The following is a 12,581-nucleotide window of genomic DNA, read 5'->3' as shown; positions in this document are numbered from 1 at the left end:
AGGTTTTTTGATGCTTTTTTTTGAAATTTCTAATCTAAACTACGCTTATAATAATGAAATCATCTTAAAAAACATCAATCTTAGCTATGACAATAAAGACTTTCTCTCTATCATAGGTCCAAATGGCGCAGGAAAATCAACACTCGTAAAACTTATCTTAGGACTTTTAAAATCCAAAAATGAAATCCATTTCAAAGCTCTTCAAAAAAAAGAAATAGGCTATGTTCCTCAACACACTCTAGCCAATCCTAATTTTTGTCCAAGAGTACTTGAAATCATTCTTATGGGACTTGTAAGTAAAAAAATTTTTGGTTTTTATGGGAAAAAAGATAAAGAAAAAGCTATGCAAGCTTTAAAAAGTGTAGGAATGGAAAAATTTTGGAACAAAACCATTGATTCTTTAAGCGGAGGACAAAGACAACGTGTTTTTATCGCAAGAGCCTTAGCTAGTGAATGCAAAATGCTTATTTTAGATGAACCTACCGCAAGCGTTGATAACAAGTCTGCTATACAAATTTTTGAACTTCTAAGCTCTTTGCACCAAAAAGGCATGGGAATTTTACTCATTTGTCACGATATCAACCTTGTATTAGCTTATAGCGATAAAATTGCACATTTAAACAAAGAACTTTTCTTGCATACCAATACTAAAGAAAAAGAAAAAAGTTCATTTTTAAAACACTTATACGAAAACCACTCTCATTTTTGTGATGTAGAAATGAGTTTAAATACTTGTTTTTGCGATGAAGAAAATTGCGATAGTAAAAAACTATGCGAACAAGAATTTACAAGAAGAAATTTGAAAAAAACAGAATTTAAAAAAGAAAATTTTTGTTTAAAATTTTCAAAGGAAAATAATGCTTGAAATTTTAAATTTCACCTTTTTTCAAAACGCTTTACTAGGAGCGATTTTAGTCAGTATAGCTTGTGGGATCATAGGTACTTTGGTGATGATAAATCGCCTTTTTTCTATGGCTGGAGGTATAACACATGGGGCTTTTGGTGGTATAGGTATAGCTTTTTATTTCTCTTTACCTATTTTATTAAGCACGGGAATATTTACTTTATTTTTGGCTTTTTTAGTAGCTTTTTTAGCTAAACACTATGAACACAGAAGTGATAGTATTATCGCTGTAATCTGGGCTTTTGGAATGGCTGTTGGGATTATTTTAATCGATTTAAGCCCTAGTTATAACACAGATTTAATGGCTTATCTTTTTGGGAGCATTTTGGCTGTAGGAACACAAGATTTATGGCTTATGGCTTTGGTTGATAGCGTGGTGGTACTTTTGATCTTTTTATTTTATAGACAATTTGAAGCATTAAGCTTTGATGCGGAATTTGCAAAAGTTCGTGGTATCAATACAAGTTTTTTTCATTATCTTTTAATCGCCCTTATGGCTTTTTGTATAGTTATTTCTATACGCCTTGTAGGGCTTATTTTAGTTATGGCTTTACTTAGTATCCCAAGCTTTATTGCTGAAAATTTTACTAAAAGACTTGGCTTTATCATGATTTTGGCAAGTTTTTTAAGTATGATTTTTTGTGTTTTAGGACTTATACTTAGCTATTATCTTAACCTCTCAAGCGGTGCTTGTATCATAGCTGTAGCTTGTTTTGGTTTTTTAATGCATTTGATAGGCAAATTTTTAAAAAGGTAAAGGTGCAAAACACACTTGCACTTTTATATCTTTTTGCCCTTGTTCTTTAAAATACAAATGTTCGCTTGCCTTAAAAACAAAAAATTTTTCTGCGATTTTTCTTTGTAAATCTTGAGTTTTTTCACATAAAGGATACACAAGTTTAATATCATAAATTTTAAATTTGCAAGCATAAGCAAACATTTGATACAAATCGCTTTGTTCTATACCCTGTTTTTTCTCATCTTCACTATCATTTGGAATTTTCCATTTGGTATCTAGGATCATTTTATTTTCTATATATAAATCAGGCTTTAACATGAAACAATTTTCATCATTTTTTGAGATTAAATACTTTCCATTGTTTTGAACTTTAATATCTTGAGCTGGATTTACTTTTTTTAGCATATAAGCTACATAATCTTCAAAAATTTTCTCCATAGGAAAAAGCAAAGCAAAAGCTTCATTTTTACCATGATAAGGCATAAAACTTTCATTTTTTAAGAAAATTTTACACCACAAAAGCAAGTTTTCATAATAATCAAAATGTCTTGAAATTTTATAACTAAAATCTTTTTCATAATTTTTAGAAAATTCTACCTCATCGAGAATTTGCATAGATTTTATAAGTCTAAATTTATTCAAACTTGTTTTTGATTTTAAAAAATTTAGCGTTGATTTTATCAAACGATTGGGTGCTATATCTAAAACAAACTCATCATTGCTTGTAAAAAATCTTTCTTTGTGTATCAAATTTCGCTTGATATGCTCGTTAAATAGTAATTTTCCCTTTAAAAAAGCCCTATTTTCTTCGCAACTTAGATAAGATCTCATCAAGCCTTTTTTATATACGCTATCAAATTCATCTAAAAACATAGTGATAAACACTTCAAATAAAGGAATTTTAGAACTTTGCAAAGATGAAATTTGTGATTTTTTAAAGGGGAAGTTTTTTAAGGTTTTTAGCATATTTATCAAAAGATTTTTAGGATTAAATTTAAAATCTTGTTCATAAAAATCATTATTTTTAGAAATATTGTCTAATTCATAGTATCTTTTTAGTTTTTCTTTATCGTGATTTGAAGAGCTATCTTCTTTTTTATAGCTATCTAAATTCGTGCATTTTGGCAAAATCTCCAAAACCCCACTTTTAGTCTGTATAATGCCGACATAATTTTTAGCTTTTAAGGTATTTTTATTTTTAAAGCCTAGAAGATTTTCATTATTTTTTGCAAAGTCTTCTAGCTCTTTATAAAACCCTTCGGCCTTTTCTTTGAAAATTTCTTTTAAATCTTCTTTAGAAAAAGCTTGGTGTTCGATGATAGAAAAAGTATTACTTGTTTTCATTATTTATATATTTTTATAAAAGTATCTTTATTCCAATTATTACTATCACTAAATTTATAAACAATCTTATCGCTTTCTATAAATTCTGTCATATTTTTTAAATAATCTTTATTTTCAACACTAATTTCCAACATACCATTTTTATTTAAAACCGCATCAATCAAAGCATAGTCATTGTAAAAATACTCTTGCAAAAGTGGGATGATTCTATTTTTAAAAACCTTTTTTAAACTTTCTAAATTTTCAACACTTATAAAAAATGCGTGTCCTATGGTTTTTTCTCTATCTAGTAAATATTCTATACGAGTGTTTATAGCTTTTAATAATTCTTGTAAATTAATACCTTCACAATCTATAGATAATTTGCTCACATCAGGCATCATCTCAATAAATTCAAAGCGTCTTCGCAAAGCTGTATCAAGAGAAGTTATGCTTCTATCGGCTGTATTCATAGTGCCTATAATATAAACATTTTTAGGCACTCCAAATTCTTTGCCACTATAAGGCAAAGTCACTTTTAACTCTTCTTTTTCACCTATCCTTTTGCTAGGTTCTATCAAGGTTATAAGTTCACCAAAAATCTTACTTACATTACCGCGATTGATCTCATCTATGATAATTATGTAAGATTTTAAAATTTCTTTTTTTATTTTAAATTTTTCATTTTGTATATTTTCAAATTCTTTTAATTTATTATAAAACATAAAATAGTAAATTGCATTACCATGATAATCACTTTGACTATCATATTTTGGTTTAATATCTTTAAAAGATAGAATTTTTTTATTTTTAAAATTTAGATAATCTCTTTTTATAATATCTATAGTTAAGCTTTGAGGACTTTTAATTGAACCACCCAATGAAAAAGAACGATATTCATCTTTAAAGTTTAAAAGAATTTTTTTAATACTAACTTTATTTTCTAAAGGAAATTCATTTCCTTTATTTAAAAAATCTTGATTAATATAATTAGCAAATTCAAAAATTAATTTATCTAAATCAATTTCATTTTCATTTTGCATTGATAAAATATAATTTTTCAAAGATTTATCACATAATTCTTTAAAAATTCCATCTTTTACATCATATTTTACTTCTTGAGAATTTTCATCATTGTCTATTATAGGCTTTATACCTTCTACAAATTCTTCATATCCATAGCTTTGATGAAAAGTAGTAAATACTATTTGTCCATTTTTTACATACTCATCAAATATTTTTTTTCTATTTATTCTATCATCTTCACTTGGAATTTGTATTTTTTCTTCTTTTGATATAATCTCTAAAGCTTTATCTATAGTATGATAAGTTTTTCCTGTCCCTGGAGACCCATAAAGAATTTGATTTAAGGGTATAATTTTCATATTTGATTCCTCAGATTGCACTCTTTCAGTTATAAAAATATCTTGTTCATAATAATCAATCAAAAAAGCTTTATAATAATTCAATGCACTAGAATACATATTGTGTCCATTGCTATTTTTTAACTTAAATTCTTCATTTTTATTTAATTTATTTATATTTTGATCAAAACTAAATAAATCACAACTATATAGATTTTCTTTTAAAAATTCTTTTGATATATTTTCTATAACTTGAATATATTTATTTATAGTATTTTTATCTAATTTCTTTTTATTTAAATATTCACTAAATAAATTTTTCATTTTATCTATATAATTTTGACTATCCATGCCATATTTATTCCATAAAGGAATAGCTATATTTTCTATCATTTTAACTAATGATAAATTTTTATTCTCTAATAATTTTTTATGTATTTGATATATTTTTAATTTTTCTTTAAATTCATTTAAAGATATTAAATCTAAAACATTTTTAGAAAAAATATTAACTATTTTTATATTCTTTACATCTTGATAATGAAAAGCTATTTTCCATTTAATTGCATCCCCAAAATCTATTTTTTCTATAGTTTTTAAATTATTATCTTGACTTGCTTGTATTATTTGTATGATTTTTTCTTTGATATTATTAAATGCTTCATTTTCATTATTGCCATATTTAGCAATCCAAGCATAATTTTGACTATATAATCTACCGCTAGAAGATTCTTTCTGACTTTCATCATTTCTTCTATATATACCAAATTTAAAAGCTGAGCCACCCCAAATACTTCCTAGATTATCCAATTTACTTTCTATCCAAAAAGTAAAATCATCTCTATTTGGATTATCTTTTTTAATGTTAGTATATTCTTCAAGAGTCATATTTTTAACTTTTTCTAAAGTCCATACTTCTTGAAAATTTAAAAAGCCATCAAGCATTTCTTGTAATTTTTTTTCATCTAAATTCCACATTACCAAATCCTTAAATTATGCTATTTTTAAATCATATTTAGATTTCTTACCACTCCACAAAGGTTCTAGCTTTTTTTATATCATTAAAATTTATAGTAGTTTTTTCTTTATTTTCTAAATTTTCTAAAGTGATATTTTCATCATCTACAGCAATGATTTTTGCTTCGAATTTTTCTTTTTCATTGGTTGTGATCTTCACAAGTTCACCTATACTTTTAGCAAAGTGTTCTATCTTGCTAAGTTTTCTTTCAAGTCCTGGTGAAGATACTTCTAAAAAATACTCCCCATTTACAGGTGGCTCTACATCAAAAATAGGCGATAAAATTTCACTAAGCCTTGCACAATCATCAAGATTTACCCCACCTTCTTTTTGCACATAAATTCTATAAATTTTTCTGCCATTTTCACTTACTAGCTCATCATCATAAAAGCTAAGCTCTGCTTCTTTGCAAAGGGCTTCAAGATTCATTTTTATCCTTTTTTATTTTTTCAAAAAGTGCATCCATATGGTTTTGATACTCAAGCCTATCATCAAATTTAAAATGAAAATTCGGACACCTATACCAACCCTGCTCACTCATGCAGTAATTTTGCAAAGCTCTACTTGCCTTTTTTAAAGAAGATAAAATTTTTTCTTGCTCATGAACATTAAAAAACATCTTATCAAGATACACAAAAGCATCATATCTGCCTTTTTTACACTCTACATCCACTACACACAAATTTTTCAAATTTTCATCATCTAAATTTGCTAAAGCTTCAGGGATTAGCTCTTTTAAGATACTTTCAGTGCGTAGTTTTTTAATCTCACTTGGGTTCATAGGCTTGCTTGTTCCTCTACTTCTTTATAGCTTTCTATATAATCACCCACTCTCATATCATCACACCCTTCTATACCTACGCCACACTCATAGCCTTTTGCCACTTCTTTAGCATCATCTTTAAAACGTTTAAGCGAGCTTACATTTCCTTCATAAACCACAACTCCATCACGGATAAGGCGAATTTTAGCTCCACGGTTAATCACCCCTTCAGTTACCATACAACCTGCGATTTGTCCGATTTTTGGCACATTGATCACTTGTCTAATCTCTGCTTGTCCTAATTGCTCTTCAGAAATAATCGGACTCATCATACCACCAAGCAAGGCTTTTACATCATCTAAAAGATTATAAATCACATTATAGGTTTTAATTTCTACGCCTTTATCCTTAGCACGCTCTTTAACTTCCCCTGTTGGGCGTATGTTAAAACCTAGTACTATAGAGTTTTCACTCGCACTTGCAAGCTCTATATCACTTTGTGTGATCCCTCCTACCCCGCTATGAATGATATTCACTTTAATCTCATCATTTCTAAGTTTTTCTAAACTTGCTTTTAAGGCTTCTAAAGATCCTTGTACATCAGCTTTTAAAATAACAGGCAAGGCTTTTAGATTGCCTTCTTTGATCTTAGCTCCAAGCTCATCAATGCTAACTTTAGTGGATTTGCTAAGTTCTTTTTGGCGGTTGTATTCGTGGCGTTTATTAGCGTATTCTCTTGCTTCTTTATCTGTTTTTACTGCGATTAAAATTTCACCTGCATCTGCTACTTCACTAAGTCCTACGATAACCCCACATTCACCTGGTTTGATTTCTTTTAAGGCTTTACCTTGATCATCGCTCATCGCACGCACTTTTCCATAAGCCTCGCCTGCAACCACAGTACTTCCTACAGTAAGTGTTCCATTTTGCACGATGATAGTAGCCACCGCACCACGCCCTTTTTGCACAGAACTTTCTATAATGCTTGCTTTAGCAAAACTTTTTGGATTGGCTTTAAGTTCTAAAATATCAGCTTGTAAAAGCACGATCTCAAGTAAATCTTCAATCCCCATTCCTGTTTTAGCCGAAACTCCTACAAATTCATAAGATCCGCCCCATTCTACTGGCATGATTTCCATTTCTGCAAGTTGAGTTTTTACCATATCGGGATTTGCCGCTTCTTTATCCATTTTGTTAATAGCGATAATAATAGGCACACCTGCTGCTTTAGCATGATTTATCGCTTCTTTGGTTTGTGGTTTTACCCCATCATCTGCGGCTACAACGATGATTACAATATCAGTGATACTTGCACCCCTTGCACGCATAGCAGTAAAAGCTTCGTGACCTGGAGTATCGATAAAAGTAATTTTACGCCCGTTTTTTTCTACCATATAAGCACCCACGTGTTGGGTAATACCCCCTGCTTCTCCACTTGCAACGCGTGATTTTCTGATATAATCTAACAAAGAAGTTTTACCATGATCAACATGCCCCATGATGGTAATCACAGGCGCTCTAGTCACTAAATCTTTTTCATCAGTCTCTTCTTCATAGTCTTTTACATAATCAAACTCATCAGCCTCGTTAATGATATTGATCTCTATACCAAATTCAGCAGCCAAAATTTCAATCGCATCTTCATCTAAGAAATCATTTTTTGTTGTCATCATTCCAAGCATGAAAAGTTTTGAAATCACTTCACTAGTGCTTTTTCCTATCTTATCAGCGAATTCATACACACGAATTTCTTTAGAAATAGCAACGCTACCTACTTCTTCTACTTCCTTTTTTTCAATCTTTTTAGATGGTTTTTTACGACTTCTTCTTTGAATTCCACCTTCAAGCCCAAAACCCGCAGAATTTCCAACAGCTTGTCTTATAAAATTAGGTTGTTTTTTATTGATATTTTGTGGTTTTTCTTGTTCTTTTACACTAAAATCAGGTAATACTACCTCATCTTCATCATCTAAAGAAATATCACCAAAATCATGTTCATCTAAAAAATTCATTTTTTCGGTACTTTCTTTTTTACTCGCAACAAAAGATTTTTTTTCTTTTTTCTTTTTCTTTAAACTCTCATCAGCATTTGAAAACATAGTTTTTAAACTTAAGCGCTCTTCATTATTGATAGATATATCATTTGAATTTTTTACTTCTTCTTTTTTAACTTGAATTTCTTCTTCGTCTTTTTTCTTTTTAACAATAACAAGTCCGCGTCTTTTGGCTAAAGTTGCACTAGCAAGGCTTTGTGGCTTATGAGCATCAATAATTTCTTGTTTTTCTTCCTCTTTTGCATTTTCTTTTTCAATTTTTAATTCTTCTTTTTTAGGTTCTTTTTTTTCAGATTCATTTAGCTTTTCTTGTTCTTTTATATTTTCTTTTTTAGGCTTTTTTGCTGTAGGAGTTTTGATATTTTTCTTAAAAGCTTCTGGAATTTCTCTTGTTTGTATATACTCATAAATAGCTGCCGCAATCTCAGGTTCTACAGCATTTGATGCTGTTTTAATTCCAAGTCCTAATTCATTTGCCTTTTCAATAATTTCCTTACTATCATAACCTAATTCTTTTGCGATTTCATGAATTCTAATCTTTGCCATTTAAAAATATCTCCTTAAGTCCTTGCTGAGTAATTTTAGTATTTAAATTTTTACATATTTTAGAAAATGCTTTTTGTAAGACTTTATCTTCTCTCTCAATACAATTTTGACATAAATATCCGCTTCTTCCATGTTCTGCTTTAGGCACAATATCTCCTAAAACAACTTTAAATCTAAATAACATATTTTGCTCAAAGCGGTTTTTACACACTATGCACATTCTAATTGGTATATGTTTTTTCAAAATTATATCTTTTTTTTATATTTTTTAGCAAATTTCAAAGCCATTATCATCAAATTCTAAATATTGCACACGAAAATCTTTAAATTTTGTTTGTATTTTCTTTGCTAAAGCTAAAGCATCATCTTTAAAAGCTAAAGAAAAAAAGCTCGATCCCGAACCTGAAAGTGTGCTCATTAAAGCTTTATTTTCTAAGGCAAATTTTTGCACTTCAAAAAGCTCGGGTAAGTTTTTCATACGATTGATTTCATGGAGCTTATCTTGACTTGCAAATTTTAAAAATTCATATTTTTTCTCCAAAAAACAAGCGGTTAAAAATGAAGCATGAGAAAGGTTGAAAACCGCATCATTAAAACTTAAATTTTTGGCCAAAGCTTGGCGTGATTGTTCCGTGCTCATTGCCAAATTTGGGATCACAACCACAGCAGCTAAATCTTTATCAATCTCTTTTTTGATACTATAAACTTTATTTTTTTCAACCAAAGAACACACAAAACCACCAAGAGTAGCTGGAGCGATATTATCTGGATGGTTTTCATAAATTAAAGCTTCATCTAAAATACGTTCTTTTTCTACCTTAAATCCACTCATATAATAAGCACTGGCAATAGCTCCAACAATCACAGCTGAAGAGCTTCCTAATCCTCTTGAAAGAGGAATGTTATTTTGAAAAATAAAACGAAAATTATCTTTTTTTCCGCTTAGTTTTTCATAAATTTCATAAAAAATATTTACAAATATATTGTTTTTTTTAAGAAAAATATTATCACTTCCCTCGCCTCCAATACTAATGCTAAAAACACCTGATTTTTGGATTTGAGTTTCATTAAAAAGCTTTAAACTAAGTCCTAAACAATCAAAACCTGGCCCTAAATTCGCACTCGTAGCTGGAACTAAAATTTTCAAATTTCATCCTAAATTGCATCTAAAAAATAAAAGGGAAGATTATCATTATTTAGTTTAAGCTCTTGTAAATTTTTTGGTAAAAAAAACTCTGCTGGGATATTTTGCTCTAAACAAATTTCACCTTCCTTATATACAAAACAAAAATTTTTATTTGCACTTATGGGTTTATAGCCATTTAATTCAAAAGCACTCACCGCAAATAAAGGAATATTTTTTACTATACTTAAAGTACTCAAACTTACATAAGAAATTTTAATCCCCATATAAGAACCTGGACCATTAGCATAGATTAAACTTGTAAAATCATATTCTTTAAGCAATTCATCTAAAATTTTTGGTAAAAATTCGCTTGCTTTTTCTTCACTTTTATAAGTTTTTATAAGTTTATCATCTTGATAAATTCCGATCATTAAAGGCTTAGATAAAGTATTAAGTAAAAGAGAAGTTTTTATGCAAATACCTTTTCATAAGCTTTTTGGGTTGTTTTTTCAAGGCTTACAATTTCATAAGCATCTTTATCTTTTAAAACTTCTTTAGTAAGTAAATGATTTAAATGATGACTCCCAGCATATGAAGTATAATCTCCAAAAACACGATATCCAAGTAAGGTTAAATCTCCAATTGCATCTAAAATTTTATGTCTTACAAACTCATCTTTGAAACGCAAACCCTCAGGATTTAAAATACGATTTTCATCTACTACTATAGTATTTTCTAAACTTCCACCTAGTGCTAAATTCATACTCCTAAGAGCTTGAACATCTTTTAAAAAACCAAAAGTTCTAGCCCTTGCTATGTTTTCTATATAATTTTTTTTGCTGAATTCAAAATTGTAACTTTGTTCACCTATGACAGCATTGTCAAATTTAATTGTGTAATTAATACGGGGTTCTTTAGTAGGAGTTAAACGCACAAATTTATTACCATCTCTTACTTCTATAGGCTTTTTAATTACCATAATTTTTTTAGGCACATCAAGTTCTTTTACCCCTGCTTCATCAAGCATCATACAAAAACTAATACTTGATCCATCCATAACAGGAGCTTCATTTGCATTTAAAACAATGCGTACATTATCGATTCCATAAGCATTAATCGCACTCATTAAATGCTCTATTGTAGAAATAAACCCTCTTTCATCTCCTAAAACAGTTGCCATTTGAGTATTGATCACATTTTCAGGACTTGCCTTATAGCTTGCATTAAGATCACTTCTAAAAAATACTATACCACTATTTGCTTCTAAAGGCTCTAAAGTAATTTCTATGGGTTCACCCTTATGAAGTCCTATACCTACGCCTTTGACAGTTTTTGCTAAAGTTAATTGTTTCATTAATTTTTTCCTAAAATTATCTTTTTACCATCATTTAAAACATTGTAAATATTATTTTCTATCCATTTTTTATCTTGCCATTGTTCAGGACGCGTTTCAACCCCTTGAACCAAAACTCCAAAATGCAAATGATCGCCTAAGGCTAAACCACTTGTTCCTGTTTTGCCTATAATGCTTTGTTTATTAATCATTTCATCTAAATCAACATTTTTAGAAGAACAGTGCCCATAAAGACTATATACTCCAAAACCATGATAAACAATTAAATTTAAACCATAAATTCCATTTTCAGCAGCAAAAACAACCTTGCCTGCGTTATTACTTATGATAGGAGCTTGTGCTACGCTTGCTAGATCAAGCCCCATATGATAAGAATCACTCACAAATTGCCCATTATAAGAATAATACCTATGATCAGCAAAATCCGCTACTTTCATACCATTTTTAAGAGGTAAAAATAAATTCAAATCAAAATTATCAATTTTTTCCTCAGGTACTTTTGAAGTGATTTCATGGATAAGTTTTTCATTGCTATTTCTTAAAGTTTCATTGACAAACTTAAATTTTTCATAACGATTGAGATTATTATCTTTTGGAGCGTACTGATTTGCTAAATTCTCAATCTTTCCATCTAAAAATTTATCCGTTAGATTGATATTTGAAACACGATATTTACGATTAACAAAATAATACCTTATACGTTCTTTTGAAATATTGCCCGCTTTATCCGTAGCGATAACAAATGCACGAAATTCCTCATCTCTTGCATCCCAAGCAATCAAAGCCGCATAATATCCTTCTTTTACATAAGGTGTGGCTTTAAAGATTTTACCTTTATTTGTTTCTATATACACCTTATCTAAATTAGCATCATCAGCCTTAAAAACAACTGCCCCAGCACCACCTTGCTCGATTTGGTAAGAATTGCTTATGATATTGATTTTTGGAGCCGTATTATCTACTAATACCGCAATTTGTTTTCTTGCTTCATTGCCACTAAAAAAATTCCAAAAACTAGAATCTTTAGCTATCGCCTCCAAAACAAAAGATTTTACATTTTCTTTGTAACCAAATTTTGGCAAAGCAACTTGTAAGGTAATATCTTTTAAATTAGAAATCTTTTCATCTGCTATAACCATTGCACTAGTATTGTCGTCTTTATGCAATATAATTTGTACGTTTTTGATAGAACTTTCATCATCTTTAATATGCACTAAAATAGGTTTTTTAAGATCAGTATATACAACATCTGGCATTAAAATTTGAGGAGGATTTTTTTCAAAAATACTTAATCTTGAAATAAAAAAAATCAAAATTGCTATTAAAACTAAAATTAAAACAGATAAATAAGTTTTGCCTTTTCTTTTTGCCATAACCTTCCTTAAAAATT

Annotated in this window: 12 protein-coding genes; 2 read left to right on the top strand and 10 right to left on the bottom strand. The window is 29.3% G+C overall.

Features of this window, described 5'->3' with window-relative positions; translation table 11 throughout:
- Positions 1-10: 10 nt before the first annotated feature.
- Both FBF21_RS00970 and FBF21_RS00965 read left to right on the top strand, forming a co-directional pair.
- Entirely contained in the window at positions 11-865 is an 855-nt protein-coding gene (locus FBF21_RS00970; protein WP_002869855.1) for a metal ABC transporter ATP-binding protein, read from the top strand.
- Entirely contained in the window at positions 858-1,661 is an 804-nt protein-coding gene (locus FBF21_RS00965; protein WP_002874273.1) for a metal ABC transporter permease, read from the top strand. The genes FBF21_RS00970 and FBF21_RS00965 overlap by 8 nt, the downstream gene beginning before the upstream one ends.
- Here FBF21_RS00965 and FBF21_RS00960 read toward each other — a convergent pair.
- From FBF21_RS00960 to FBF21_RS00915, 10 genes are read right to left on the bottom strand one after another with little or no spacing between them, the layout of a single operon-like run.
- On the bottom strand, positions 1,650-2,987 hold the full coding sequence (locus FBF21_RS00960) for an McrC family protein (RefSeq protein ID WP_002857309.1): 1,338 nt from the start codon (positions 2,985-2,987) through the stop codon (positions 1,650-1,652). The genes FBF21_RS00965 and FBF21_RS00960 overlap by 12 nt on opposite strands.
- On the bottom strand, positions 2,987-5,308 hold the full coding sequence (locus FBF21_RS00955) for an McrB family protein (protein WP_002857512.1): 2,322 nt from the start codon (positions 5,306-5,308) through the stop codon (positions 2,987-2,989). The genes FBF21_RS00960 and FBF21_RS00955 overlap by 1 nt, the downstream gene beginning before the upstream one ends.
- Positions 5,309-5,354: 46 nt before the next feature.
- On the bottom strand, positions 5,355-5,777 hold the full coding sequence (gene rimP, locus FBF21_RS00950; RefSeq protein WP_002857456.1) for a ribosome maturation factor RimP: 423 nt from the start codon (positions 5,775-5,777) through the stop codon (positions 5,355-5,357).
- Positions 5,767-6,129 (bottom strand): 30S ribosome-binding factor RbfA, encoded by a 363-nt coding sequence (gene rbfA / locus FBF21_RS00945; protein ID WP_002778650.1) that lies wholly within the window; start codon positions 6,127-6,129, stop codon positions 5,767-5,769. The genes rimP and rbfA overlap by 11 nt, the downstream gene beginning before the upstream one ends.
- Positions 6,126-8,711 (bottom strand): translation initiation factor IF-2, encoded by a 2,586-nt coding sequence (infB, locus tag FBF21_RS00940; protein WP_002913050.1) that lies wholly within the window; start codon positions 8,709-8,711, stop codon positions 6,126-6,128. The genes rbfA and infB overlap by 4 nt, the downstream gene beginning before the upstream one ends.
- The gene (locus FBF21_RS00935) at positions 8,698-8,955 is read right to left on the bottom strand and encodes a YlxR family protein (RefSeq protein WP_002859353.1); all 258 of its coding nucleotides are present in this window, start codon (positions 8,953-8,955) and stop codon (positions 8,698-8,700) included. Before FBF21_RS00935 ends, infB begins: the two co-directional genes overlap by 14 nt.
- Positions 8,956-8,979: 24 nt before the next feature.
- Entirely contained in the window at positions 8,980-9,858 is an 879-nt protein-coding gene (gene thrB / locus FBF21_RS00930; protein WP_002851909.1) for a homoserine kinase, read from the bottom strand.
- A gap of 8 nt (positions 9,859-9,866) precedes the next feature.
- Positions 9,867-10,268, bottom strand: coding sequence for a tRNA (adenosine(37)-N6)-threonylcarbamoyltransferase complex dimerization subunit type 1 TsaB (locus FBF21_RS00925; protein WP_002851789.1), 402 nt, complete (start codon positions 10,266-10,268; stop codon positions 9,867-9,869).
- 38 nt (positions 10,269-10,306) lie between these two features.
- Positions 10,307-11,191, bottom strand: coding sequence for a UDP-3-O-acyl-N-acetylglucosamine deacetylase (gene lpxC / locus FBF21_RS00920; RefSeq protein WP_002869857.1), 885 nt, complete (start codon positions 11,189-11,191; stop codon positions 10,307-10,309).
- Complete coding sequence (locus FBF21_RS00915) at positions 11,191-12,564, bottom strand: M23 family metallopeptidase (protein ID WP_002876253.1); 1,374 nt, start codon at positions 12,562-12,564, stop codon at positions 11,191-11,193. The genes lpxC and FBF21_RS00915 overlap by 1 nt, the downstream gene beginning before the upstream one ends.
- Positions 12,565-12,581 lie beyond the last annotated feature (17 nt).

Source organism: Campylobacter sp. CFSAN093238, from assembly GCF_012898015.1.
Classification (GTDB): Bacteria; Campylobacterota; Campylobacteria; order Campylobacterales; family Campylobacteraceae; genus Campylobacter_D; species Campylobacter_D jejuni.
Note: the sequence above shows the minus strand (reverse complement) of the source record. Positions and strands in the feature narration are given on the sequence as shown.

What these genes read in the sequence shown, in the direction of transcription:
- lpxC (WP_002869857.1), bottom strand. Translation starts at nt 11,191, where the DNA reads ATGAAACAATTAACTTTAGCAAAAACTGTCAAAGGCGTAGGTATAGGA.
- rimP (WP_002857456.1), bottom strand. Translation starts at nt 5,777, where the DNA reads ATGAATCTTGAAGCCCTTTGCAAAGAAGCAGAGCTTAGCTTTTATGAT.
- FBF21_RS00960 (WP_002857309.1), bottom strand. Translation starts at nt 2,987, where the DNA reads ATGAAAACAAGTAATACTTTTTCTATCATCGAACACCAAGCTTTTTCT.
- FBF21_RS00955 (WP_002857512.1), bottom strand. Translation starts at nt 5,308, where the DNA reads ATGTGGAATTTAGATGAAAAAAAATTACAAGAAATGCTTGATGGCTTT.
- rbfA (WP_002778650.1), bottom strand. Translation starts at nt 6,129, where the DNA reads ATGAACCCAAGTGAGATTAAAAAACTACGCACTGAAAGTATCTTAAAA.
- FBF21_RS00925 (WP_002851789.1), bottom strand. Translation starts at nt 10,268, where the DNA reads ATGATCGGAATTTATCAAGATGATAAACTTATAAAAACTTATAAAAGT.
- FBF21_RS00915 (WP_002876253.1), bottom strand. Translation starts at nt 12,564, where the DNA reads ATGGCAAAAAGAAAAGGCAAAACTTATTTATCTGTTTTAATTTTAGTT.
- infB (WP_002913050.1), bottom strand. Translation starts at nt 8,711, where the DNA reads ATGGCAAAGATTAGAATTCATGAAATCGCAAAAGAATTAGGTTATGAT.
- FBF21_RS00970 (WP_002869855.1), top strand. Translation starts at nt 11, where the DNA reads ATGCTTTTTTTTGAAATTTCTAATCTAAACTACGCTTATAATAATGAA.
- FBF21_RS00965 (WP_002874273.1), top strand. Translation starts at nt 858, where the DNA reads ATGCTTGAAATTTTAAATTTCACCTTTTTTCAAAACGCTTTACTAGGA.